The sequence below is a fragment of the Kitasatospora sp. NPDC004531 genome (genome assembly GCF_053602195.1).
On the sequence record NZ_JBSGDD010000001.1, the window covers coordinates 60,230 to 84,148 of the forward strand.

25 protein-coding genes are annotated in these 23,919 nt (G+C 73.1%); 16 read left to right on the top strand and 9 right to left on the bottom strand.

The features are described from left to right. Positions 1–82: 82 nt before the first annotated feature. The 10 genes from ACWEMJ_RS00285 (at position 83) to ACWEMJ_RS00330 (ending at position 8,323) form a co-directional block, all read left to right on the top strand. Complete coding sequence (locus tag ACWEMJ_RS00285) at positions 83–394, top strand: cupin domain-containing protein (RefSeq protein WP_452134653.1); 312 nt, start codon at positions 83–85, stop codon at positions 392–394. A 114-nt stretch (positions 395–508) separates the two neighbouring features. Further along, positions 509–892, top strand: coding sequence for a hypothetical protein (locus ACWEMJ_RS00290; protein ID WP_452134654.1), 384 nt, complete (start codon positions 509–511; stop codon positions 890–892). Beyond that, complete coding sequence (locus tag ACWEMJ_RS00295) at positions 889–1,092, top strand: hypothetical protein (protein ID WP_452134655.1); 204 nt, start codon at positions 889–891, stop codon at positions 1,090–1,092. Before ACWEMJ_RS00290 ends, ACWEMJ_RS00295 begins: the two co-directional genes overlap by 4 nt. Before the next feature lie 464 nt (positions 1,093–1,556). Beyond that, on the top strand, positions 1,557–2,060 hold the full coding sequence (locus ACWEMJ_RS00300) for a cysteine dioxygenase (protein WP_452134656.1): 504 nt from the start codon (positions 1,557–1,559) through the stop codon (positions 2,058–2,060). After that, positions 2,054–2,452, top strand: a complete 399-nt coding sequence (locus ACWEMJ_RS00305; RefSeq protein ID WP_452134657.1) for a rhodanese-like domain-containing protein — start codon at positions 2,054–2,056, stop codon at positions 2,450–2,452. Before ACWEMJ_RS00300 ends, ACWEMJ_RS00305 begins: the two co-directional genes overlap by 7 nt. A gap of 76 nt (positions 2,453–2,528) precedes the next feature. After that, positions 2,529–3,725 carry an ABC transporter ATP-binding protein gene (locus ACWEMJ_RS00310; RefSeq protein WP_452134658.1) on the top strand — a complete coding sequence of 399 codons (1,197 nt, stop codon included), beginning with the start codon at positions 2,529–2,531 and terminating at the stop codon, positions 3,723–3,725. Continuing rightward, on the top strand, positions 3,712–4,374 hold the full coding sequence (locus tag ACWEMJ_RS00315) for an ABC transporter permease (RefSeq protein WP_452134659.1): 663 nt from the start codon (positions 3,712–3,714) through the stop codon (positions 4,372–4,374). The genes ACWEMJ_RS00310 and ACWEMJ_RS00315 overlap by 14 nt, the downstream gene beginning before the upstream one ends. Then, positions 4,371–5,084, top strand: a complete 714-nt coding sequence (locus tag ACWEMJ_RS00320; RefSeq protein WP_452134660.1) for an ABC transporter permease — start codon at positions 4,371–4,373, stop codon at positions 5,082–5,084. Before ACWEMJ_RS00315 ends, ACWEMJ_RS00320 begins: the two co-directional genes overlap by 4 nt. Beyond that, positions 5,081–5,995 carry an ABC transporter substrate-binding protein gene (locus ACWEMJ_RS00325; protein WP_452134661.1) on the top strand — a complete coding sequence of 305 codons (915 nt, stop codon included), beginning with the start codon at positions 5,081–5,083 and terminating at the stop codon, positions 5,993–5,995. Before ACWEMJ_RS00320 ends, ACWEMJ_RS00325 begins: the two co-directional genes overlap by 4 nt. A 279-nt stretch (positions 5,996–6,274) precedes the next feature. After that, positions 6,275–8,323, top strand: coding sequence for a glycosyl hydrolase family 18 protein (locus ACWEMJ_RS00330; protein WP_452134662.1), 2,049 nt, complete (start codon positions 6,275–6,277; stop codon positions 8,321–8,323). Positions 8,324–8,403: 80 nt separating this feature from the next. Here the strand turns inward: ACWEMJ_RS00330 and ACWEMJ_RS00335 are convergent, their stop codons facing one another. The 8 genes from ACWEMJ_RS00335 to ACWEMJ_RS00370 all read right to left on the bottom strand — a co-directional run bounded on the left by ACWEMJ_RS00335 (position 8,404) and on the right by ACWEMJ_RS00370 (position 15,649). Then, positions 8,404–9,690: a multidrug effflux MFS transporter gene (locus tag ACWEMJ_RS00335; protein WP_452134663.1), complete on the bottom strand. Its 1,287-nt coding sequence runs from the start codon at positions 9,688–9,690 to the stop codon at positions 8,404–8,406. Positions 9,691–9,761: 71 nt separating this feature from the next. Continuing rightward, positions 9,762–10,217, bottom strand: coding sequence for a hypothetical protein (locus ACWEMJ_RS00340; protein WP_452134664.1), 456 nt, complete (start codon positions 10,215–10,217; stop codon positions 9,762–9,764). Positions 10,218–10,390: 173 nt separating this feature from the next. Further along, positions 10,391–10,810 carry a PaaI family thioesterase gene (locus ACWEMJ_RS00345; RefSeq protein ID WP_452134665.1) on the bottom strand — a complete coding sequence of 140 codons (420 nt, stop codon included), beginning with the start codon at positions 10,808–10,810 and terminating at the stop codon, positions 10,391–10,393. A 154-nt stretch (positions 10,811–10,964) separates the two neighbouring features. Beyond that, positions 10,965–11,507 carry an NUDIX hydrolase gene (locus ACWEMJ_RS00350; RefSeq protein WP_452134666.1) on the bottom strand — a complete coding sequence of 181 codons (543 nt, stop codon included), beginning with the start codon at positions 11,505–11,507 and terminating at the stop codon, positions 10,965–10,967. Further along, on the bottom strand, positions 11,491–12,636 hold the full coding sequence (locus ACWEMJ_RS00355) for an adenosylhomocysteinase (protein ID WP_452134667.1): 1,146 nt from the start codon (positions 12,634–12,636) through the stop codon (positions 11,491–11,493). The genes ACWEMJ_RS00350 and ACWEMJ_RS00355 overlap by 17 nt, the downstream gene beginning before the upstream one ends. 174 nt (positions 12,637–12,810) lie before the next feature. Beyond that, positions 12,811–14,016: a helix-turn-helix domain-containing protein gene (locus tag ACWEMJ_RS00360; RefSeq protein ID WP_452134668.1), complete on the bottom strand. Its 1,206-nt coding sequence runs from the start codon at positions 14,014–14,016 to the stop codon at positions 12,811–12,813. A 59-nt stretch (positions 14,017–14,075) separates the two neighbouring features. Next, the gene (locus tag ACWEMJ_RS00365) at positions 14,076–14,420 is read right to left on the bottom strand and encodes a hypothetical protein (protein WP_452134669.1); all 345 of its coding nucleotides are present in this window, start codon (positions 14,418–14,420) and stop codon (positions 14,076–14,078) included. 44 nt (positions 14,421–14,464) lie between these two features. Further along, positions 14,465–15,649: an acyl-CoA dehydrogenase family protein gene (locus tag ACWEMJ_RS00370; RefSeq protein WP_452134670.1), complete on the bottom strand. Its 1,185-nt coding sequence runs from the start codon at positions 15,647–15,649 to the stop codon at positions 14,465–14,467. A 168-nt stretch (positions 15,650–15,817) separates the two neighbouring features. Here ACWEMJ_RS00370 and ACWEMJ_RS00375 point away from each other — a divergent pair, with 168 nt between their 5' ends. Further along, positions 15,818–17,233, top strand: coding sequence for a class II fumarate hydratase (locus tag ACWEMJ_RS00375; protein ID WP_452134671.1), 1,416 nt, complete (start codon positions 15,818–15,820; stop codon positions 17,231–17,233). Positions 17,234–17,303: 70 nt separating this feature from the next. Here ACWEMJ_RS00375 and ACWEMJ_RS00380 read toward each other — a convergent pair whose 3' ends face one another. Continuing rightward, positions 17,304–17,756, bottom strand: coding sequence for an SPW repeat protein (locus tag ACWEMJ_RS00380; RefSeq protein ID WP_452134672.1), 453 nt, complete (start codon positions 17,754–17,756; stop codon positions 17,304–17,306). A 186-nt stretch (positions 17,757–17,942) separates the two neighbouring features. On the opposite strand from ACWEMJ_RS00380, the gene ACWEMJ_RS00385 reads away from it, so the two are divergent. The 5 genes from ACWEMJ_RS00385 to fahA all read left to right on the top strand — a co-directional run bounded on the left by ACWEMJ_RS00385 (position 17,943) and on the right by fahA (position 23,816). Further along, on the top strand, positions 17,943–19,244 hold the full coding sequence (locus ACWEMJ_RS00385) for a phosphoribosyltransferase family protein (RefSeq protein WP_452134673.1): 1,302 nt from the start codon (positions 17,943–17,945) through the stop codon (positions 19,242–19,244). A 133-nt stretch (positions 19,245–19,377) separates the two neighbouring features. Further along, the gene (gene hppD / locus ACWEMJ_RS00390; protein WP_452134674.1) at positions 19,378–20,589 is read left to right on the top strand and encodes a 4-hydroxyphenylpyruvate dioxygenase; all 1,212 of its coding nucleotides are present in this window, start codon (positions 19,378–19,380) and stop codon (positions 20,587–20,589) included. A gap of 40 nt (positions 20,590–20,629) precedes the next feature. Then, positions 20,630–21,817 carry a cupin domain-containing protein gene (locus ACWEMJ_RS00395; RefSeq protein ID WP_452134675.1) on the top strand — a complete coding sequence of 396 codons (1,188 nt, stop codon included), beginning with the start codon at positions 20,630–20,632 and terminating at the stop codon, positions 21,815–21,817. Then, complete coding sequence (locus ACWEMJ_RS00400; protein ID WP_452134676.1) at positions 21,796–22,605, top strand: hypothetical protein; 810 nt, start codon at positions 21,796–21,798, stop codon at positions 22,603–22,605. Before ACWEMJ_RS00395 ends, ACWEMJ_RS00400 begins: the two co-directional genes overlap by 22 nt. Then, positions 22,602–23,816, top strand: coding sequence for a fumarylacetoacetase (fahA, locus tag ACWEMJ_RS00405; RefSeq protein WP_452134677.1), 1,215 nt, complete (start codon positions 22,602–22,604; stop codon positions 23,814–23,816). Before ACWEMJ_RS00400 ends, fahA begins: the two co-directional genes overlap by 4 nt. The last annotated feature ends 103 nt before the right edge of the window (positions 23,817–23,919 follow it).

A 23,919-nucleotide genomic window follows, 5' to 3' on the forward strand; every position in this document is an offset into this window, starting at 1 on the left:
CCAACGGGACGCCCCGCCCGCGTAGCGTCTGGCGCATCCACCGAAACCGACCGGGCACCGACGGCCCGTCAGGAGTGCTGCCATGACACCGATCGACCTGCCGAGCGCCGCCGACTCGCTTCCGTCCGCCTGGAGTTCACTCCTGCTCGACCGGGTCGGCCCGGCGGAGCTGAAGGTGCTGCGGATGGACGGCCGACCGCTGCCGGCGGAATGCCACCCCGCCCCGGAGGCGCTGCTGGTGCTGGACGGGGTGCTGCACCTGGTCGCGGACGGCGAGGCCGTCGAGGTGCGGGCCGGGCAGCTGTTCCTGGTCGGCGCGGGCGTCGAGCACGCGGTCGGTCCGGGCAGTTCGGGCACCCTGGTCCTGGTCGAGCTCGCCCCGCCCGCGGTCTGAGCCCCGTCCGCGGCCTGAACCCCGTTCCACAGGGTTTCCACAAGAAGCCTCCGTACGGTCCCGTCCGGGGCCGGGCAGTCCGACCCCGGGCAACGGAGTGGGAAGGGAAGTGCCATGCGGATCAACCGGACGGTGGCGGTGGCCGGGGTGCTCGCGCTGGCGGGCGCGGTGCTCGCGGCGGGGCCCGCGCAGGCGGCGGGCGGGGCGCCGAAGGGCGACGGGGCGAAGTCGATCTGCAAGCGGCTGCCGAAGACCGAGGAGCGGGTCGACAAGGCGCTCACCCGCCTGCACGGCGACGCGACCGTGAACGGTTCGATCGCCCGGCTGGAGCAGCGGGTGGACAGCGCCCACAAGGCCGGTCACGCCGAGATCGAGAAGTACCTGAACGACCGCCTGACGGTCCGCCGCACCCTGGTCTCGACGCTGGACACCCGCAAGGCGGACCTGAAGTCGGTCGCCGACTGGTGCGCGAAGAACGCCCCGGCGGCGTCCAAGTGACCCGTCGCCCGGCCGCCGCCCTCGCGGCACTCGCGCTGGCCTCGGCGGCCCTGCTGACGGCCTGCGGCCCGTCCGGCGGCACGTCCGGCGGCTCCGACAAGGGCGCGGACGGCGCCCAGGTCCAGCAGATGCAGCAGAAGGTGGACGCGGCGGAGAGTGCCGCCGCCGACGCCGACGACAACGCCGGCCAGGACAACTGAGCGACACCGGTCCGGACACCCGGACCAGCCCCCGACCCCGACGGCCCGCGCCCTCCCCGGAGCGCGGGCCGTCGGCGTTTCCCCGGGAATCCCGTCAGGTGGGACGGAAACGTCCGCCCTTCGACCAGCTCGTGGCGGAGCTTGACGGGCCGCCGCCGCGTCGTGAAGCATCGGCGGCATGAATCCCGGCACCTTCCTGGTCTGCCGCCTGCACGTCGACCTGCGACGCCAGGCGAGCGACATGTGTGCCTGTTGACCTTCCCCGCACGGCCCGCGCCCGCGTCCCGGTGAGTTGAGCCCGGACCGCGCCGCACCCCTCGGAGCACTCCCCCGCACCGCCCGCCCGGCGGTGCGCCCGCCTGCGCGCCGTCCCGCTCGGCGCGACCGGGCACCAGCCACCCGTCGTCCCCGCCGTCCCCGCCCTTCCCCGGCGACGGCTGCCCCGGCTTCCCCGGAGGAGACCCATGCCCACCGCCCCGACCGCCCCGGCTCCCGCCGAGGCCACCACCCGTCCACCTCTGTCGCCGAACGCGCTGCGCCGGATCGTCCGCGACCTCGCCGAGCGCCCGGACCGCTGGCTGCACCGGGTGCGGCTGTCCGCCGAGGAGCGCTGGTACGAGCGGCTGGAGCTGGCCCCGGACTACGAGGTGTGGCTGATCAGCTGGCTGCCGGGGCAGTCGACCGGGTTCCACGACCACGGCGGCTCGCGCGGGGCGTTCACGGTGGCGCTGGGCGAGCTGGAGGAGCTGGCGCTGGCCGGCCCGGAGCACGGGCTGACGGTGCGGCGGCTGGCATCGGGCACGGAGCGCGCGTTCGGGCCGCAGTACCTGCACGATGTCCGCAACACCTCGGCGGGCCCGGCGGTGACGCTGCACGCGTACTCGCCGCCGCTGGCGGAGATGTCGCGCTACGAGCTGCGGGCCGGCGGCCTGGTGCGGACGGCGACGGAAGGACCGGAGCAGTGGTGACCACGGTGGACGAGCTGGTGGCGCGGGCCCGGGCGGGCCTGGAACGTCCGGGCCCTCAGGAGGCGTGGGCGGCGGTGACGGCCGGGGCCCGGCTGGTGGACATCCGTCCGGCGGCGCAGCGGGCCCGGGAGGGTGAGATTCCGGGGGCGCTGATCATCGAACGCAATGTGCTGGAGTGGCGGCTGGACCCGACGGGCAGTCACCGGATTCCCGAGGCGACCGGACACGACGTGCCGTGGATTGTAGTCTGCTCGGAGGGCTACGCCTCGTCTCTCGCGGCGGCCTCGCTAAGGGAGTTGGGGCTGTTCCGGGCGACCGACCTGGACGGCGGGTTCGTGGCCTGGGCCGCGGCCGGTCTGCCCACCCGTTCGGTGGATCAAGGTTTGCGGTGATCGCGGCCCGGGAAGCCGGACAGACGTATTCAGATCCATGTTCGATAATCCGCTCGGCCCATCGCTAGGACCTTCCGTGATCAGATTCGAGGGCGCCGCCAAGCGCCACCCCGACGGCACGGTCGCCGTCCGAGGCCTGGACCTCGACGTGCCGGCGGGCCGCACCACCGTGCTGGTCGGCCCGTCCGGCTGCGGCAAGACCACCATCCTGCGGATGGTCAACCGGATGGTGGTGCCGACGGGCGGGCGGGTGCTGCTGGACGGCACGGACGTCGCCACGCTGCCGGCGGCACGGCTGCGGCGCGGCATCGGGTACGTGATCCAGCAGGCCGGGCTGTTCCCGCACCGGCGGGTGATCGACAACGTGGCGACGGTGCCCCGGCTGCTCGGCTGGGACCGCAGGCGGGCCCGGGCGCGGGCGGCGGAGCTGCTGGAGCTGGTCGGCCTGCCGCCGGAGACGGCCCGCCGCTATCCGGCGCAGCTGTCCGGCGGGCAGCAGCAACGGGTGGGCGTGGCAAGGGCGTTGGCAGCGGATCCGCCGGTGCTGCTGATGGACGAGCCGTTCAGCGCGGTCGATCCGCTGGTGCGCGCCGGGCTGCAGGAGGAACTGCTGCGCCTGCAGGCCGAGTTGGGCAAGACGGTGCTGTTCGTGACGCACGACATCGAGGAGGCGGTCCGGCTCGGCGACCGGGTGGTGGTGCTGCGCGAGCACGGCGAGATCGCCCAACTCGCCGATCCGCACACCCTGTTGACCGCCCCGGCGGACGAGGGCGTGGCCGCCTTCCTGGGCCGCGACCGGGGCCTGCGCGGCCTGGGCCTGCGCCCGGCCGCCGGCGTCCCGCTCGCCGCGCTCGAACCCGCCTACGACGGCTGGCAGTTGACGCTGGACGCGGCGGGCCGCCCGGAGCACTGGCGGCGCGACGGCCGCTCCCACCCGGTGCCGGTGTTCGCCCCGGCCCGGGACACCCTGCGTTCGGCGCTGGACGCGGCGGTGCTGTCCCCGTCCGGCCACGCCGTGGCGGTGGACGCCGACGGCCGGGCGGTCGGCACCGCGAGCCGGGCCGCCGTGGTGGCCGCGCTCGCCGCACCGGAGGCGCCGGAGCCCGGCGGCGAGGCGCCCGAGGAGGGCCCGCACGACGACGGCCCGCGCAAGGACGAGCCCGGCCCGACCGAGGACGGCCCGCGCAAGGACGAGCCCGGCCCGACCAAGGACGGCCCGACCGAGGACGGCTCGCACGACGACGGCGCGCAGGTGAACCATGCTGGACGGTGAGCCGCTGATCCGCTGGCGCTGGCTCGGCGACCACCTCGGCTACCTGGCCGGCCTGACCGGCGACCACGCGGTGATCGCGCTCGTCCCGGTGCTGATCGGCCTGCTGCTGGCGGTCCCGCTGGGCCTGGCCTGCACCCGCTGGCCCCGGCTGTACCAGCCGCTCGCGGCGGTGTTCAACGTGGTGTACGCGCTGCCCTCGCTGGCGGTGTTCGTGGTGCTGATCCCGTACACGGGCCTGGCCACCCGGCAGACCGTGATGGTGCCGCTGACCTGCTACGCCCTGGCGGTGCTGCTGCCGACCACGGTGGACGGGCTGCGGGCGGTGCCGGAGCCGGTGCGGCAGGCCGCGACGGCGATGGGCTACGGCCCCTGGCACCGGCTGGCGGCCGTCGAACTCCCGGCGGCCGTACCGTACTTGATAGCGGGCCTGCGGGTGGCGGCGGTGTCCTCGATCTCGTTGGCGGCGGTCGGCGCGCTGATCGGCCGGGGCGGGCTCGGCTACCTGTTCGTGGACGGCTTCCAGCGGACCTTCCCGACCCCGATCCTGGCCGGGATCGTGCTGGTGGCGCTGCTTGCGCTGGTCTGCGACCTGGTGCTGGTCGCGGCCCGCCGGCTGCTCGCGCCGTGGGCGACGGGGGTGGCGCGGTGAACTGGCTGACCTGGCTGAACGAGTTCTTCGCCGACCCGGCGCACCGCTCCGGCCCGGACTCGGTGCCGAACCGCGTCCTGGAGCACCTGGTGTTCTCCGCCGAGGCGCTGGCCCTGGCCGCGCTGCTCGCGGTGCCGCTGGGCCTGCTGATCGGCTACACCGGGCGCGGCCTGTTCCTGGTCACCGCGCTGACCGGCGTCGCCCGCGCCCTGCCCACGCTGGGCCTGGTCACCCTGGCGGTGCTGCTCGCGGGTGTCGGCGACACCGCCGTGCTGCTGCCGCTGACGGCGCTCGCCGCCCCGCCGCTGCTGGTGGCCACCGCCGAGGGCATCCGCGGCACCGACCCGGACGTCCGCGACGCGGCCCGCGGCATCGGCCTGACGCACCCGCAGACGCTCTTCCAGGTCTGCCTGCCCGCCGCCGCGCCGACGCTGCTCGCGGGCGCCCGCACCGCCGCCGTCCAGGTGATCGCCACCGCCACGGTCGCCGCGTACGTCGGCCTCGGCGGCCTCGGCCGGTACGTGATCGACGGCCTCGCCACCCGCGACTTCCCCACCACCGTCGGCGGCGCGCTGCTGGTGGTGCTGCTGGCGGTCGCCGTCCAACTGCTGTTCGCCCTGCTCATCCGGTACGCGACGCCGCGCGGCGCGCGCACCGTCCACGTTGACGAACCCGCGGGCTCCCCCGCACTGTCGAAGGAATCGATATGACGTCCCGTCAGGTCAGAACCGCCGTCGCCGTCGCCGTGCTGCTGCTCGGCGCGGCGGCCTGCTCCTCCTCCGGCGGGGGCGACCCACTGGCCGCGAAGTCGCCCGCCGGGCAGGGGGGTTCGGGGAAGACCGTGGTGGTCGGCTCGGCGAACTTCCCGGAGAACGTGCTGCTGGCGTCGATCTACTCGCAGGCGCTGAAGGCCAAGGGCGTCAAGGTCGAGGAGAAGTTCAACATCGGCAGCCGGGAGGTGCTGTACGCGCAGCTGCAGTCCGGGGCGCTGACGGTGCTGCCGGAGTACAACGGCGCGCTGCTGGGCTACCTGGACGCGAAGTCGACGGCGGCCGGCAAGGAGGCCGTCAACAGCGAGCTGGCCGCGAAGCTGCCGGCCGCGCTGGGCATCCTGGACTCCGCGGCGGCCGAGGACAAGGACTCGCTGACGGTCACCCAGGAGACCGCCGACCGGCTCGGCGTGAAGTCGATCGCCGACCTCGCGGGCAAGTCCCAGGACCTGGTGGTGGGCGGCCCGCCGGAGTTCAAGTCGCGGCGCGAGCAGCAGTTCAAGGACGTGTACGGCCTCACCTTCAAGGAGTGGAAGCCGACCGCCGACACCACCGCCAACGCGCTCAAGGACGGCACCGTCCAGGTCGGCAACGTGTTCACCACCGACCCGAAGATCGTCCAGCTGAAGCTGGTCCCCCTCGCGGACCCGAAGAACCTGTTCAGCTCGCAGAACGTCACCCCGCTGGTGAACAAGGCCGGCCTGGACCCGACCGGGGCGGCCGCGCTGAACGCGGTCTCGGCGAAGCTGGACACGGCCGGGCTGACGGCGCTGATGAAGCGCGTCGCGGTGGACAAGGAGGACCCGTCGGCGGTCGCCAAGGACTGGCTGAAGAGCAACGGCCTGAACTGACCCGCGCGCCCCTCGGCCCCGCACCCGCCGGCACCGGGTGCGGGGCCGACGGCATGTCAGGACACCTGGTGGGACGGACAGTTGGGAGTCTTGACAGATGAGTGGTCCAGACCAACCATGGGAGCGTTGTTTTCCCGACCGGAAACGCATCGTGGGGGTGTGACCGCCGGCCGGGGCTTCGCACGCCCCGCACCACCCCGGCACTCCCTGCCAGGCCGACCCACGCCCCGTGCCCGAACTGCGGCACGAGGCCATCCTCCCATGCCTGTTGGAGCCTCGATGCGCCTTCACCGACCACTTCAAGCGCTGCTCGCCACGGGCGCGATGGCGGCCGCCTCGCTGGGGCTGATCTCCGCCCCCGCCCAGGCCGCCACCCCGCTGCCGCAGCGCGTCTTCGCCCCGTACTTCGAGTCCTGGACGGGTGAGAGCCCGGCCGCGCTGGCCTCCCAGTCCGGCGTCAAGCACCTCACCATGGCGTTCCTGCAGGCCGCCACCAAGGGCTCCTGCACCGCGCTGTGGAACGGCGACACCTCGATGCCGGTGTCCAACTCGGTCTTCGGCGCGGACATCGCCACCATCCGCGCGAACGGCGGCGACGTCATCCCGTCCTTCGGCGGCTACACCGCCGACAACACGGGTACCGAGATCGCCGACTCCTGTACGGACGTCAACCAGATCGCCGCCCAGTTCGAGAACGTCATCACCACCTACGACGTCTCCCGGATCGACCTGGACATCGAGGACAACTCGCTGACCAACACGGCCGGCATCGACCGCCGCAACAAGGCGATCAAGATCGTCCAGGACTGGGCGGCCGCCAACGGCCGCAGCATCCAGTTCAGCTACACCCTGCCGACCACCACCAGCGGTCTGGCCTCCAGCGGTCTGAACGTCCTGAAGAACGCGGTCACCAACAACGCGCGCATCGACGTCGTCAACCTGATGACGTTCGACTACTACGACAACCAGCCGCACGACATGGCCGCGGACACCCAGACCGCCGCGCAGGGCCTGTACAACCAGCTGGCGAAGCTGTACCCGACCAAGACCTCCGCGCAGCTGTGGGGCATGATCGGCATCATCGAGATGCCCGGCATCGACGACTTCGGCGCCGCCGAGACCTTCACCGTCGCCAACGCCACCACGGTCTACAACTGGGCCGTCTCCAAGGGCATCAACACGCTGTCCTTCTGGGCGCTGCAGCGCGACAACGGCGGCTGCCCCGGCACCGGCGCCCGTGACGACTGCTCCGGCATCCAGCAGAACAAGTGGGACTTCAGCCACATCTTCTCGCAGTTCACCAGCTCGACCACCCCGGCGAACGACTTCTCGGTGGCACTGAGCCCGGCCGCCGGCTCGGTCACGGCGGGCTCCGCCACCTCGGCGACCGTCAACACGGCCGTCACCTCCGGCAACGCGCAGACCGTCAACCTGGCGGTGACCTCGCAGCCGGTGGCCGGCATCACCGCCTCGCTGAGCGCCTCCACCGTCACCGCGGGCGGCTCCGCCACCCTGAACATCTCCACCAACTCGTCGGTGGCGAACGGTAGTTACCCGCTGACCGTGACCGGCACCGGCGCGAGCGGCACCCACTCGGCGACGTACACCCTGACCGTCACCGGCGGCTCCACCGCCTCCGACTTCTCGGTCTCGCTCTCCCCCGCCGCGGGCACCGTGCAGGCCGGCTCCGCCGCCACCGGCACGGTCAACACCGCCGTCACCTCCGGCGCCGCCGCCACCGTCGGCCTGACGGTCTCCGGCGCCCCGGCCGGCGTCACCGCGACGGTCAACCCCGGCAGCGTCACCGCCGGCGGCTCCGCCACGCTGAACGTCGCCACCACCGCCTCGGCCGCCCCCGGCACCTACACCCTGACCGTCACCGGCACCGGCGCGGGCCGGACCCACACCGCGACCTACGCGCTGACCGTCACCGGCACCACCCCGCCGACCGGCCTGTCCAACGGTGACTTCGAGACCGGCTCGCTCGCCCCCTGGACCTGCCAGGCCGGCGCGGCCGTCGTCAACAGCCCCGTCCACGGCGGCTCCAAGGCCCTCCAGGTCACCCCGACCGCCGGCACCACCGGCGAGTGCGGCCAGAGCGTCACCCTCGCCCCGAACCACTCGTACACCCTGACCGCCTGGGTCCAGGGCCCGTACTCCTACGTCGGCGTCTCCGGCGGCGCCACCGCCTCCACCTGGGCCAACGGCTCCGGCTGGACGAAGGTGAGCGTCCCGTTCACCACCGGCGCCAACGGCACCGTCACGGTCTACCTGCACGGCTGGTACGGTCAGGGCGCGGTCTACGGCGACGACTTCTCGATCGCCTGACGCTCCGCCACGCGAACGACCGCGCCCGGTCGGTGGGTTGTTCCCCACCGGCCGGGCGCGGCCCTTTCCCCGAGCGGGCGTCAGCTCCTGCGGTACAGCGGCAGGAACGACGCCAGCGCCAGCAGCGAACAGGCCAGCACGATCACGCCGAGCGCGGTCGCCGACGGGTGGCCGCCGGCGCTGCTCAGCGGGGCGACGATCGAACCGCACAGGAACGTTCCGGTGCCGAGCAGCGCGGACGCCGAGCCCGCCGCGTGCGGGGCCATCGTCAGCGCCTGCCCGTTCGCGTTCGGCAGGATCACGCCCATCGTGCCCATCAGCACGGCCAGCGCCGGCCACACCCCGGCCAGGCCGGTGTCCCACACCGTTGTGCACAGCACCACGGCCGTCCCCGCCGCGACGGCCACCGCCAGCCCGCAGAGCAGCAGCACCGGCCCGGGGAAGCGCTGCACCAGCACCCGCCCGTTGAGCTGCGTGACGACCAGCAGCACGATCGAGTTGACGGCGAACACCAGGCTGTAGGTCTGCGGGGAGATCCGGTACACGTCCTGGAGCACCACGGACGAGCCGCCGACGTACGCGAACAGCGCGCCGAACGCGAAGGTGCCGGTGAGCAGGTAGCCGAGGAACGGGCGGTCGCGCAGCAGTCCGCCGATGGCCCGCACGGTGCTGCCGAGGCCGTCGGCGTGCCGGCGCTCGGGCGGCAGCGTCTCGCGGATGCCCAGCGCCGAGCCGGCGGTGAGCAGCGCGCCGAACACCGCCAGGGTGAGGAAGGTGCCGCGCCAGTCGGTGAGGTGGAGCAGCTGGGCGCCGACGACGGGGGCCAGGATCGGGGCCAGGCCGGAGATCATCCCCATGGTGGCGAGGAAACGTATCATCGGTATGCCTTCGAGGCGGTCGCGGACGATCGCCCGGGCGATCACCAGCCCCGCGGAGCCCGCCGCGCCCTGCAGGGCCCGGCCCGCCACCAGCATCGGCATCGACGTGGCGAGGGCGCACATCACGCTGGCCGCGGTGTACAGGACGAGGCCCGCGAGCAGCGGGCGGCGGCGGCCGACCCGGTCGCTCAGCGGGCCGAACAGCAGCTGCCCGAGGGCCATGCCGAGCAGCGAGCCGGTCAGCGTCAACTGGGCGGCGGGCGCGGTGGAGTGCAGGTCGGCGGTCAGCTCGGGCAGTGCGGGCAGGTACAGGTCGGTGGTGGCCGGCCCGAGCGCGGCGAGGCTGCCCAGGACGGCGACGGTGGCCGCCGCGAACGGCGCCCTGCCGGTCGATCCCCCGGCTGCGGGGACGGGGTGGCCGTCGGCTGCGGAGTCGGGTTCTGCGGGGACGGTCTGGTCGCCGTCGAGGTCGACGGTCGGGCCTGGCATGGTGCTCCTCCGGGTGGCGGGTATGCGCACCGTCCTACCGCATCCGCCCCGCCGACCGACAGCCCGGGGTGTCAGTGCACCGGAATTCCGCCGGGGCGCGCGCTGGCGGCCACCGCCGCGTCCTGCCACCCGTACAGCTGGTCGCCCACCAGGGCGACGTCGTACAGCCCGCAGTGCGCGGTGGCCCGCTTCGGGGCGTCGGTCGGGAACCAGCGCGCCCGCAGGTGCACCGTCCCGGCGGGGCTGCCCTCGGTGCAGCCGGCCGGCAGGGTCCGGTCCGGCAGCGTGGCGCGGATCAGCCGGTCGCCCTGGTGGGAGTCCGTCAGGAACGCCACCCGCACCGCGGTGTCCGGCAGCCAGCTCGGCACCAGGCCGGCGGCCTTCGCCGCCGTTCCCGTCGGGTAGCGCAGCGTCTGGTCCATCCGGTCCTGCGCGTCCTGGATGGCCGCCGGCGCGACCATCACCAGCAGCGCCGCCACCGCCGCCCCGCCGACCACCACCGCCGCCGCCTGCCGCGCGCCGCCCATGTCCTGCCCCCCGCCGTACCGCCGTCCACCGTTCCCCTCCATGGTGGCCCGGCCGGACCCCGGCGGGCATGCCCACCAGGTACCGAGCAGGCTCCTCCCCCGGTCGGACTCCCCGCTCGCGGCCCCCGCCTTCCGGCGGCCCCCGCCCCACCCCCAGGTGGGACCCGGGCCCCTCACCCCGCCGTCAGCACCGACCCCTGGGCCACCGCGCACAGCGTCCGCGTCCCGTCCTGCGCGACGGCGAACAGCTCGCACCGGCAGATCGCCTGCCGCCGCCCGCTGGAGACCACGCTCGCCTCGGCCCGCAGCGTCACCCCGGTCGCCGGCCGCGCGTAACTGATGGTCAGCCCACTGGTCAGCACCGCCGGCCCGAGCGCCGTCCCCGCCGCGAACGTCACCGCGTTGTCGGCCGCGTACGCCAGCACCCCGCCGTGCACGAACCCGTTCTGCTGCTTGAGGTCGTCCCGGATCCCCAGCACCAACACCGCCCGCCCCGGCTCGAACACCTCCAACCGCGCCCCCACCAGCACACTGAACGGCTGCTCGTCGAGGATCTTCTGAGCGAGGCGAAGCTCGGGCGTGGTCGTCGTCATGTGGGAATCGGCCCCCTTGTCGAAAACGGATCGGCCGGCTGCGGCCCTCTCGGGGCGCCAGGCGTCCTGCGAGGTCCGCTCCGGAGCGTGGTGGAGCGTACCCCTCCGACTTCTGGCCCGACCACCCGTTTCGGCCGGCGCCTTCGACGGCCGGTCAGTTCCCCGTAGGCGCTCCCAGCCGTTCGGCGGCGGCCCGGTACTGCCCCGGATCGAGGTGGTCCCACCCGAACCCGGCCACCTCCTCGTGCTGCAGCCGGATCTCGCCCCGGCCGGACAGCACGGCCGCGAACCGGAAGTCGAAGTGGTAGTGGTCGCCCTCGCCCTTGGCCGGGTTCGCCGCGATCGGATGCACGTCGATGTCCACCAGTTCGCCCAGCACCACCTGATCCGCCGGGATGCCGGTCTCCTCCGCGAGCTCGCGCAGCGCCGCACCGGCCAGCGTCTCGTCACCGGCCTCCAGGTGACCGCCGGGCACCAGCCACTTCCCCGTCGCGTTGTGCGCGATGTGCAGCACCTTCCCGTCCTCCCGGACCAGGAACACGGCGGCGGTGACATGCCCGCGCATCACCGACCGATCGGTGAGCTCGGCACCGTCCCCCAGTGCGGCCAGCAGTCGGCCCAGCCGCTCCCGATCGCCGGGCCGGCGCTCCAGGTACGAGTCGACGGCGGCCCGGATGTGCTCAGTGGTGACGGGCATGGGGGTGCGCCTCCGTGAAGGTGGTGAGCCAGCTGTCCGCGATGAACATACGCGTCTGCGGGTCGGCTTCGTGCATGCCGGGCGGGTAACTGCCCTTCGTGGCAAGCCCGATGTCCGCCAGGATCTCCGCCTGCACCAGGTAGATGAACGACCCGGCTGACGCCCCGTGCACGAAGTTGACGGCGTTCCCGTCGGCCAGCAGGTAGAAGTAGTGCCCCGTGGTGTCGTACCTGGTCACGTGCGGTGCGACCTGCGTGCGGTGGTAGAGGTCGGCGACCCCGTCCAGATCCATCTCGTCGTCGCTGGACGTCACGGACGCCACGTAGGCGCCGTTCGCGAGGCGGGAGAAGTCGGCGGCCGACAGGCTCACGTTCCCGGTCGCGCCGATCACGATCCCAGCCCCGGCAGTGGCCTCCACCAGTGTCCCCGCCACCTGGTAGCCCATGGACAGGGCCTGGGTGCGTTTGACCGGGTCGGCGTCGAAGACCACGACGGGCAGTCCCTTGGCACGCAGCAGGGAGGCCGCACTGGAGCCGATCTTCCCGAAGCCGATCACACAGGCCCGTCGGCAGCCCATGATGTCGCCGTGCCCCCGGATCAGAGCCTCCACCGAGAAGATCACCGAGTGGCCGACCAGGTAGTCCTCCGCCACCTTGAGCGGACTGCGGGCCACCGAGAACACCGGCACCGGGCAGTCGGCCAGGGCCGCGTACCGCCGGTGCCCGTTCTCGGTGTCCTCCACCACCGCGACCACTCTGCCGCTGTACTCGTCGACGATCCGTCCCAGGGTCGGAGCGAAGTAGCCTCCGACGTCGGCGATCACCAGGTCCCGGCCCGGTGCCCGGTTCTCCAGGTACTCCAGGACGAACCCGCGGTCGGCGAAGTCGTCCCGGGACAGCCGGTCGCAGCTCGCCACCTTCTCCGCCTGCGCCAGGACGTCGGCCTGCACGGACCGGGGCTTGGGAAGGATGGAGCGCAGATCGGTGGCACGGGCGGCGGCCGACAGAAAGACAGGCCTTCCGTCGACCAGGTGTGTGACGATCACCGACGCGGTGTCCGGCGCGGCCGGGAATCGGTCGGTGACGCTGCGGAAGAAGTGCCCGACGCGGGACGCTTCCAGTTCCTCCATGGTGCAACCCTTCGCATTCGTGGGCCTGTTGACGAGGCGGGCCCACCGGTGGGCCGCCGATGCGGCGGGACGCCGACATGTGCCAACTGTGGTCTCGCGCACACGGAGGGTGAACCCATGCGGCGTATCACTTCCCGAAGTCGTACCGGACCGAAGTGATACGCCCCGTACCAGTCAGCCGATGATCATGGACGTGCCGAGGATCGCGGACAGCTTCCGCAGCTTGGCGGTGGTCGCGCTGCCGGCACTCGCCTTCTGCGCGATCACTCCTGACAGGCCCTGGTGGCGGGCCCATGCCGGGGCGGCCGAGCAGACGTCCAGCAGCGTGTCGAGCGCCGCGTCGGACTGCCGGGTGTCCGCCTGGGCGAGGGCGACGTCGAGCAGCAGCCGGTTGCGCGCGGACGGGGTGAGGGCGGACAGGTCGGTCAGCGACGCGAACAGGCCGAGGGCCTTTCCGGGGCGGCCGGTCGAGACGGTGATGCCGATCGCCTGTGCGGTGACCGTGGCCGGCCCGAAAGCCGTGCCGTTCACGCTGACGTCCCGTCCCATCCGGGCCGCGACCGCGTGCCCCTGGGAGAGCAGGTCGTCCGCCCCCGCGATGTCGCCCCGCCGGGCCGCGACCACGGCCGCGAAGGTCACGTGCCACCCGTAGGTGGCGAGCAGTCCGAGGTCACGGTCGCCGTACCGGGGCTCGATCACCTCGTACGACTCGCGCGCCGTCTGCGCGGCCTGGTCGAGCCGGGAGTCCCGCAGACAGATCCACGACCTCCCGGAGGCGACCATGGCCGAGCGGACCGTGTCCCCGGCCCGGTCGGCCTGGTGCTGGGCGTGTCCGATACCGGCGTACGCGAGATCGCGGGCACCGAATTGGTTGGCCACATAGGCCGCCAGCCGGTACGCGTCCGCGAGAGCGCCCGCGGCCGTTGCCTGCCGGTCGGCGGACGCGGCCCGCACGGCGGCGGCGGCTTCACGCAGGGCCGGGGCGATCCGCACGCCCGCGCCGACGAAGTCGCCGGCGCGATAGGCCTCCCATGCGGCGGTGAGCCCGGCCGCGACCTCGGCCGGCGCCGGTGACTGCGCGTCCGTACCGATTCCGGCGGCCGTGTCGTGGACGGCACGGGACAGTTCGCGCACCATCGCCCGGTCGGCACCGTGCATCGCCCGACGCGGCGCCTGCTGGCCGAGGATCACCGAGACGTCGGCGTTCAGCGCGGCCGAGATCCGCAGCAGGGTCTGCAGGCTTCCGCCGAGATCACGCTCCGCCTTGCGGATCGTCGCCACCGACAGGCCCGACGCTTCGGCGAGTTGTTCCTGCGTCAGATCCGGGCCGCGCAGAAGCTTGATGCGCTCGCCGGTGGTGTAGTCACTCCACTGCGTCATCCTGATCCCCTTCCGGGTGCCGGGCCGTACTCGGAAGGTACCGCCCGGCCGGCGGGGGATCAGCGGAACTCGTGGACGACCTGGATCGCGCCGACGATGTGCTGGTTGAACTCGTCCAACTCCTCGGCGGGGACCCACAGTTCGAGGATGGTCTCGCCGCCGGCCCGCTGGACGGGGTAGCGGGTGAGGAAGGCGGTGTCGACCTCGAAGCGGGTGACGTAGCCGACGCCGGAGGCCGGGACGTTCCAGTCCCGGGCGATCCGGACGGCGTAGTCCTCGTTGAGGACGGGGTAGAAGATGGGCTGTTCGGGCAGGCGCGGTGGCCACGCCCGCCAGCCGGACGCGGCGACCAGCGCCAGCTCCTCGAGGCCGGTGGGTCGCCAGAGGGTGGTGGTCGTCGTCATGCCGCCACCGTAGGGCGGGCGTCGGCGCCGCGGCCAGCGAGTTTTCAGCGGTAGGCGGATTCGCCGGTGATGGCCTCGCCGAGGACCAGGGTGTGGATCTCGGAGGTGCCCTCGTAGGTGAGGACGGATTCGAGGTTGTTGGCGTGCCGCAGCACGGGGTAGGCGGTGGTGACGCCGTTCGCGCCGAGGACGGTGCGGGCGGTGCGGGCGATCTCCAGCGCGGTGCGGACGTTGTTGAGCTTGCCGAAGGAGATGTGGGCGGGCTGCGCGCGGCCCTCGTCCTTGAGCCGGCCGATGCGGACGGCGACCAGGTAGGCCTTCTCCAACTCCAGTGCCATGTCGACGAGTTTCTGCTGGGTGAGCTGGAAGCCGCCGATCGGCCGACCGAACTGCTCGCGGTCGCGGGCGTAGTCGACGGCGGCCCGGTAGCAGTCGCGGGCGGCGCCGACGGTGCCCCACAGGATGCCGTAGCGGGCCTCGCCGAGCGAGGAGAGCGGGGCGCGCAGTCCGCGCGCGCCGGGCAGCATCGCCTCGGCGGGCAACCGGACGCTGTCGAAGGCGAGTTCGCTGGTGACGGAGGCGCGCAGGGAGAGCTTGCCGGGGATGTCGTGGGCGGTGAAGCCGGGCGTGCCGCGCGGGACGAGGAAGCCGCGCACGCCGTCCTCGGTGGCGGCCCAGACCACGGCGACGTCGGAGACCGAGCCGTTGGTGATCCACATCTTGGCGCCGTCGAGGATCCAGTCGCCGCCGTCGCGCCGGGCCCGGGTGCGCATCGCGGCGGGGTCGGAGCCGACCTCGGGCTCGGTCAGGCCGAAGCAGCCGACGGCCCGTCCGGCGGCCATCTCGGGCAGCCAGCGCTGCTTCTGCTCCTCGGAGCCGAAGGCGTGGATCGAGCGCATGGCGAGCGAGCCCTGCACCGAGACGAAGCTGCGCAGCCCGGAGTCGGCGGCTTCGAGTTCCATGCAGGCGACGCCGTACTCGGTGGCCGTGGAGCCGGTGCAGCCGTAGCCGTCGAGGTGCATGCCGAGGACGCCGAGCCGGCCGAGTTCGGGGGCGATCTCGCGGACCGGGAAGGTGCCGCGTTCGAACCAGTCGGCGAGGTGCGGCCGGATCTGCTTGTCGGTGAAGGCGCGCACCGTGTCGCGGATCAACCGCTCGTCCTCGGTGAGCAGTTCGTCGACGCCGAGCAGGTCGAGCGGGTCGGGGCGGCCGGCGGGGGCGGTGGCCATCGGGTGGGCTCCTCGGAGGGTGCGGGGAACGGGCTACCGAGGAGTATGCCGTCCTCCGGCCCGCCCGTCTTGACGCCGCCACAACAAACCCGGGCCGACACGCTGCGGCGACGCGGCGGGAATGCGCGGGGGCCGTGGAAGGCTGACGGGTCCAGGAGGTGTCCCACCATGGCGGACAGCAAGAACGAGCAGGGCTGGCGGACCGAGCACGACTCGATGGGCGAGGTGCGGGTGCCGGCGGCGGCCAAGTGGCAGGCGCAGACGCAGCGCGCGGTCGAGAACTTCCCGGTGTCGGGCCAGCGGCTGGAGCGGGCCCACATCGCGGCGCTGGCCCGGATCAAGGCGGCCGCGGCGACGGTGAACGCGCGCCTGGGCGTGCTGGAGGAGCCGGTCGCGGCGGCGATCCGCTCGGCCGCCGAGGAGGTCGCGGAGGGCCGCTGGGACGCCGAGTTCCCGGTGGACGTGTTCCAGACCGGCTCGGGCACCTCGTCCAACATGAACGCCAACGAGGTGATCGCCACCCTGGCCGCCGAGCGGCTGGGCCGCCCCGTGCACCCGAACGACCAGGTCAACGCCTCGCAGTCGTCGAACGACGTGTTCCCGTCCTCGATCCACATCGCGGCCACGGGGGCGGTGGTGCAGGAGCTGATCCCGGCGCTGGAGCACCTGGCGGGGGCGCTGGAGGCGAAGGCGGCGGAGTTCGCCGAGGTGGTGAAGTCCGGCCGCACGCACCTGATGGACGCCACGCCGGTCACCCTCGGCCAGGAGTTCGGCGGCTACGCGGCGCAGGTCCGCTACGGCGTGGAGCGGTTGACGGCCACGCTGCCCCGGGTCGCCGAACTGCCGCTCGGCGGCACGGCGGTGGGCACCGGCATCAACACCCCGCCGGGGTTCTCCGCCGCGGTGATCGAGGAGGTCGCGCGGGCCACCGGGCTGCCGCTGACGGAGGCCCGCAACCACTTCGAGGCGCAGGGCGCGCGCGACGGACTGGTCGAACTCAGCGGCCAGCTGCGGACGGTGGCCACCGGCTTCACCAAGATCGCCAACGATCTGCGCTGGATGGGCTCCGGCCCGCGCACCGGTCTGGGCGAGATCAACCTGCCCGATCTGCAGCCGGGTTCCTCGATCATGCCGGGCAAGGTCAACCCGGTGCTGCCCGAGGTGGTGCTGATGGTCGCCGCGCAGGTGATCGGCAACGACACCACCGTCACGGTGGCCGGCGCGAGCGGCAACTTCGAGCTGAACGTGATGCTCCCGGTGATCGCCCGCAACGTGCTGGAGTCGGTCCGGCTGCTGGCCAACGCCGCCCGGCTGCTGGCCGACCGCACGGTCGACGGCATCACGGCGAACGCCGAGCGCACCCGCGAGTACGCCGAGTCCTCGCCGTCCGTGGTGACGCCGCTGAACCGGTACATCGGCTACGAGGAGGCGGCGAAGGTCGCCAAGCAGTCGCTGGCCGAGCGCAAGACCATCCGCCAGGTCGTCGTCGAACGCGGCTACCTGGACCGGGGCTTGCTCACCGAGGCCCAGCTCGACGAGGCCCTCGACGTGCTGCGGATGACCCGCCCGGCCGGCCGGGGCTGAGACGGCGCTCCGCCCCGGCCGCAGGGCCGGGGCGGAGTCCGCGCGACGTCGGCGCCGAACAGCGAGGGCGTCAGCGGCGTCGTCGCGAGGCCGCGCCGGATGCTCCGGCGAACACCATGCCGACCGCGGCCAGGGCCAGCAGGGTCATGACGCCGCCCGTGATCACGTTGGTCAGGATGGTCCGGCGGACGTGCGCTCCGCCGTTGACCGCCCAGGGCGCGATGATCGTCCACACGCCGATCGCCACGCAGGCCCAGGCGCGGGCGTGCGTGCGGCCGAACGCGGGGCCGTAGCCGGCCATCAGGACGGCGTAGGCGATGCCGAGCACCAGGTTGCTGATGGTCAGGCCGGTGAATCCGCTGAATCCGACGACCCAGGGCGAGATGGCGAGGAACAGGCCGGCGCAGATCGCCAGCGCCTCCGTCCCCTGCCCCGCGGTCGTGGACGTCACCCGTTCTGCGTGTTCACGCAGTTCCAGGATGTCCGGATGATGCTCCATGCCCGACGGCAGCTGGGTGGACACCTGGATCACCTCCTCATGGTCGGGACAACGCGAAACCACTTGGTCGCTACCCGGCCCGGGATAAAACTAACGCTACCTACCGGTTTGTTCTTATTTTTTACTTATCACCCGATTCGACCAGTGCCGTCCCGACCTCTCCGGCCCCTCCGCCCGCGCGTACGGTGGAGAGCGGAGAGGTTGCTTCCCATGTACTTCACCGACCGGACCGACGCGGGACGCCGGCTCGCCGCCGCGCTCGCCAAGACCCCCGAGACGGACCCCGTCGTGGTGGCCCTGCCCAGGGGCGGGGTGCCGGTGGCCGTGGAGGTGGCGGCCGCGCTGGGGGCGCCGCTGGACGTGTGCGTGATCCGCAAGGTGGGGGTGCCGGGGCAGCCCGAGGTGGCGATGGGCGCGGTCGGCGAGGACGGCGCCCGGGTGGTGAACCAGACCGTGGTGGACGCGGCGGGCGTCACCCCCGAGCAGTTCGCGGCGGTGGAGGCCCACGAGCGCGCCGAACTGGCCCGCCGCGCCGCCGCCTACCGCGAGGGCCGGACGCCGGAGCCGCTCGCGGGCCGCACCGTGCTGGTGGTGGACGACGGCGTGGCGACGGGCTCGACCGCGCTGGCGGCCTGCCGGCTGGTGCGGGCCCGGGGCGCCGCGCGGGTGGTGCTGGCGGTGCCGGTCGCCCCGGACGACTGGACGTCCCGGCTGGCGGGCGCGGCGGACGCGTTCGTCGCGGTGCACACCCCCGCCAGCTTCTTCGCGGTCGGCGAGTTCTACCGGGACTTCCGGCAGGTCGAGGACGCCGAGGTGCTGGACGCGCTGGAACGGGCGGGTCGGCCCCGCCGGCGGGTGGTGAGCGAGCACGAGCTGGCGTTCCCGACCGGCCCGGCCGCCGTCGCGGTGCCCGAACGCCCCGCCGGCGTGGTGCTGTTCGCGCACGGCTCCGGCTCCAACCGGGGCAGTCCGCGCAACCGGCTGGTCGCCGAGCGGCTGCACCGGGAGGGCCTGGCCACCGTGCTGTTCGACCTGCTGACGCCGCAGGAGGCGAAGGACCGCTGGAAGGTGTTCGACCCGGGGCTGCTGGGCGGCCGGCTGGCGGAGGCCACCCGCACGGTGCGCAGCCGGCCGCCGCTGGCGGGCCTGCCGTTCGGCTACTTCGGGGCGAGCACCGGCGCGGCGGCGGCGCTGTGGGCGGCGGCCGAGCCGGACACCGCGCCGGACGCGATCGTCTCCCGGGGCGGCCGCCCGGACCTGGCGCACGCCCGGCTGCCGCTGGTGAGCGCGCCGACGCTGCTGATCGTGGGCGGCGCGGACGGAGAGGTGGTGGAGTTGAACCGGCAGGCCCGTTCCGAGCTGCGCTGCGAGAGCGCCCTGCAGATCGTCCCCGGTGCGGGCCACCTGTTCGAGGAGCCGGGGGCGCTGGAGGCGGTCGCCGACCTGGCCGCGCAGTGGTTCGCCCGGCACCTCACGGTGCGTCAACAGGGCGTCGATCGGGCCGGGAGCTGAGCAATCCGCCCAGTCGAACCGGCCGTGAGCTGCTCATCTTGTACACATTGAGCAGCCGGAATCGGACCTGTTGCCCACCTCACCGCGCTGGAGGAAGCTCCTCGCACACCGACCGACGTGGAGGAATGCACCGATGACCGCCGACGCCGCTGTTGAACTGACGCCCGAGGAGCTGCAGGCCGGACTGACCGCCGAGCAGCTGCGCACGCTGGTGGGCCTGGTCGAGTACGACGCCTCCGCCGACCCGTTCCCGGTCACCGCCCAGGACGCGGTCGTCTTCGTGGTCGGCAACGCGACCCAGACGGCGCAGTTCTACCAGGCCGTGTTCGGCATGGAGCTGGTCGCCTACTCCGGCCCGGAGACCGGCCGCCGCGACCGCAAGGCCTTCGTGCTGCGCTCCGGCTCCTGCCGCTTCGTGATCAAGGGCGGCGTGCTGCCGGACAGCCCGCTGCTGGACCACCACCGCCGCCACGGCGACGGCGTCGTCGACCTGGCGATGGAGGTCCCGGACGTGGACAAGTGCATCGAGCACGCCCGCGCCCAGGGCGCGACCATCCTGGAGGAGCCGAACGACGTCTCCGACGAGCACGGCACCGTCCGCCGCGCCGCGATCGCCGCGTACGGCGAGACCCGGCACACCCTGATCGACCGCTCCCGCTACACCGGCCCGTACCTGCCGGGCTACGTCGCCAAGGAGTCCACGGTGGTCCGCCCCGAGGGCGCGCCGAAGCGGCTGTTCCAGGCGCTGGACCACGCGGTGGGCAACGTCGAGCTCGGCAAGATGGACGAGTGGGTGTCGTTCTACAACCGGGTCATGGGCTTCGTGAACATGGCGGAGTTCGTCGGCGACGACATCGCCACCGACTACTCGGCGCTGATGTCGAAGGTCGTCGCCTCCGGCAACCACCGGGTGAAGTTCCCGCTGAACGAGCCCGCGATCGCGAAGAAGAAGTCGCAGATCGACGAGTACCTGGAGTTCTACACCGGCCCGGGCTGCCAGCACATGGCGCTGGCCACCAACGACATCCTCACCACCGTCGACGTGCTGCGCTCGCGCGGCGTCGAGTTCCTGCACACCCCGGACTCCTACTACGACGACCCGGAGCTGCGCGAGCGCATCGGCAAGGTCCGGGTGCCGATCGAGGAGCTGAAGTCGCGCGGCATCCTGGTCGACCGCGACGAGGACGGCTACCTGCTGCAGATCTTCACCAAGCCGATCGGCGACCGGCCCACCGTGTTCTACGAGTTCATCGAGCGGCATGGTTCGCTGGGCTTCGGCAAGGGCAACTTCAAGGCGCTCTTCGAGGCGATCGAGCGCGAGCAGGACCAGCGCGGCAACCTCTGACGGGCAGTAGGAACCAGGGCGACGAGGGAGAAGCGGGACGATGGCGTACTACCGGCAGCTGGGCTCGGTGCCGCCCAAGCGGCACACCCAGCACCGCACCCCCGAAGGGGGCCTCTACTACGAGGAGTTGATGGGTGAGGAGGGGTTCTTCTCGGACTCCTCGCTGCTCTACCACCGGCACATCCCGTCGGCGGTGACGGCCGCCTCGGTGTGGGAGCTGCCGGACCAGTCCACCACCGCGAACCTCCCGCTGCTCCCCCGTCACCTGAAGCTGCACGAGCTGTTCCCCGGCCAGGAGTGGAAGTCCGTCGACGCGGTCACCGGGCGCCGGCTGGTGCTCGGCAACGCGGACGTGCGGATCTCCTACGTGGCGGCCGGCGCGCCCAGCGAGCTGTACCGCAACGGGCTGGGCGACGAGTGCGTGTACGTGGAGTCGGGCGCCGGCGTGCTGGAGTCGGTGTTCGGCACCCTGACGGTCGGCCGGGGCGACTACGTGATCATTCCCCGGGCGACCACCCACCGCTGGGTGCCGACCGGCGACGAGCCGCTGCGCGCCTACTGCATCGAGGCGAACAGCCACATCACCCCGGCCCGCCGCTACCTCTCCAAGTACGGCCAGCTGCTGGAGCACGCCCCGTACTGCGAGCGCGACCTGCGCGGCCCCGAGGGCCCGCTGCTGGTCGACGGCGGCGAGGTGGACGTGCTGGTCAAGCACCGCGGCCCGGGCGGCGTGGCCGGCACCCGCTACACGGTGCCGAACCACCCGTTCGACGTGGTCGGCTGGGACGGCTGCCTGTACCCGTACGCCTTCAACATCGCGGACTTCGAACCGATCACCGGCCGGGTGCACCAGCCGCCGCCGGCCCACCAGGTGTTCGAGGGCAACAACTTCGTGATCTGCAACTTCGTGCCGCGCAAGGTGGACTACCACCCGCTGTCGATCCCCGTCCCGTACTACCACGCGAACGTGGACAGCGACGAGGTGATGTTCTACTGCGGCGGCAACTACGAGGCCCGCAAGGGCTCCGGCATCGGACAGGGGTCGATCTCGCTGCACCCCGGCGGCCACACCCATGGCCCGCAGCCGGGCGCGTACGAGCGCTCGATCGGCGTGGAGTTCTTCGACGAGCTGGCGGTCATGGTGGACACCTTCCGCCCGCTGGAGCTCGGCGAGGCCGCCACCGCCAGCGAGGACCCGAACTACGCGTGGACCTGGGCGAAGCGATGAACGTACCCGAGCTGTACCGGGGGCTGTTCGACGATGCGGCGGTCTTCCCGCCCGGCGACCTGCCGCTGGCCGAGGCCGTCCCCGCGCACCGGGCGCACCGCGCCGCCCGGTACGCGGCGGCGGTCGGCCCGCTGCTCGCGCCGATCGACAAGCTGGCCGAACTCGCACTGCTGGCACCGGAGTTCCCCGTCGTGGTGACGGTGCCGGCGGGCCGGCTGGCGGACGCGGTGAAGGCCGCGGCGGGCCTGCCGCTGGCGGGCGTCGAGTACGTGGCGGGCGAGGACGTGCGGGCGACGGTGGCGGAGCTGGACGCGCTGCTGCCGGACGGCGTCACGGCGGCCGTCGAGGTGCCCCGCACCGGCACGGCGGCCGCGCTGGACGCCCTGGCGGGCACCCGCTACCGGGCCAAGTACCGTACCGGCGGCCTGAGTCACGCGGCGTTCCCGAGCGTCGCCGAACTCGCCGGGTTCCAGCTCGCCTGCGCCGAGCGGGAGTTGCCGTACAAGTGCACGGCGGGCCTGCACAACGCGGTGCGCCACACCGACCTGGGCACCGGCTACGAGCACCACGGCTTCCTCAACGTGCTGCTGGCGGCCGGGAGTTCGGACCTCGACGAGGCCACCGGGCTGCTCGCCGAGCGGGACGGGGCGCGACTGGCGACCGCCGTGCAGTCGCTGACGGAGCACCAGGTCGCCCGGATCCGTTCCGCGTTCACCGCTTTCGGCACCTGTAGCATCGCCGAGCCGCTGGAAGACCTCACCCGACTCGGCCTCCTGGAGATCTCTTGACCACCACCACCTGGCTCGATCTGCCCGCGGACTCGCCGTTCGGCGTGCACAACCTGCCCTACGGCGTGTTCACCGCCGCCGACCGGCCCGGCCGGCGGATCGGCGTCCGGATCGGCGAGCGGGTGCTGGACGCCGGCGCGGCCGCCCGAGCGGTCGGCGCCCCGTCCGACCTGCTCGACGCCGAGACCCTCAACCCGCTGATGGCGTCCGGCCGTTCGTCCTGGCGGGCGGTGCGCGCGGCGCTCACCGAGTGGCTCACCGACCCGGCCCACCGGGCGGCCGTCGAGCCCTGCCTGCTGGAGCTGGCGGACGTCGAGCTGCACCTGCCCGTCGAGGTCGCCGACTACGTCGACTTCTACGCCTCCGAGCACCACGCCACCAACCTGGGCAAGATCTTCCGCCCGGGTTCGGAGCCGCTCACCCCGAACTGGAAGCACCTGCCGATCGGCTACCACGGCCGCTCCGGCACGATCGTGGTCTCCGGCACCCCGGTCACCCGCCCGCACGGCCAGCGCAAGGCCCCCGCCGACCCGGCGCCGACCTTCGGGCCGAGCCGCCGCCTGGACATCGAGGCCGAGGTCGCGTTCGTCGTCGGCACGCCCAGCGCCATGGGCACGCCGGTCGCGCTCGCCGACTTCGCCGAGCACGTCTTCGGCGTCTGCCTGCTCAACGACTGGTCGGCGCGCGACATCCAGGGCTGGGAGTACGTGCCGCTCGGCCCGTTCCTCGGCAAGTCCTTCGCCACCTCGCTCTCCCCCTGGGTGGTGCCGCTGGACGCCCTCCAGCACGCCCGGGTCGCCCCGCCGGCCCGCGACGTGGAGCCGCTGCCGTACCTGGACGACCGCGACGCCGAGCCGTGGGGCCTGGACCTGGCGATCGAGGTGGCCCTCAACGGCCGCACCATCTCCCGTCCGCCGTTCGCCTCCATGTACTGGACGGCCGCCCAGCAGCTGGCCCACCTCACCGCGAACGGCGCCAGCCTGCGCACCGGCGACCTGTACGCCTCCGGCACGGTCTCCGGCCCCGAGCCGGACACCCGGGGCGCGCTGATCGAGCTGACCTGGAACGGCGAGCACCCGCTGAAGTTCCCCGACGGCACCGAGCGCGCCTTCCTGGAGGACGGCGACGAGGTGTCCATCGGCGCCACCGCCCCCGGCCCGGGGGGGCTGCGGGTCGGCTTCGGCGAGGTCACCGGTCGGATCGTCGGCTGATCCTCCGGTAGGGCCACGAGCTGCGGGCGCCGTCAACCGCGCGCCCGCAGCTCGCCGCTGTTCGGGTGAGATTGCGGAGCTCCGGACCCGTCCCCCGCTAGAA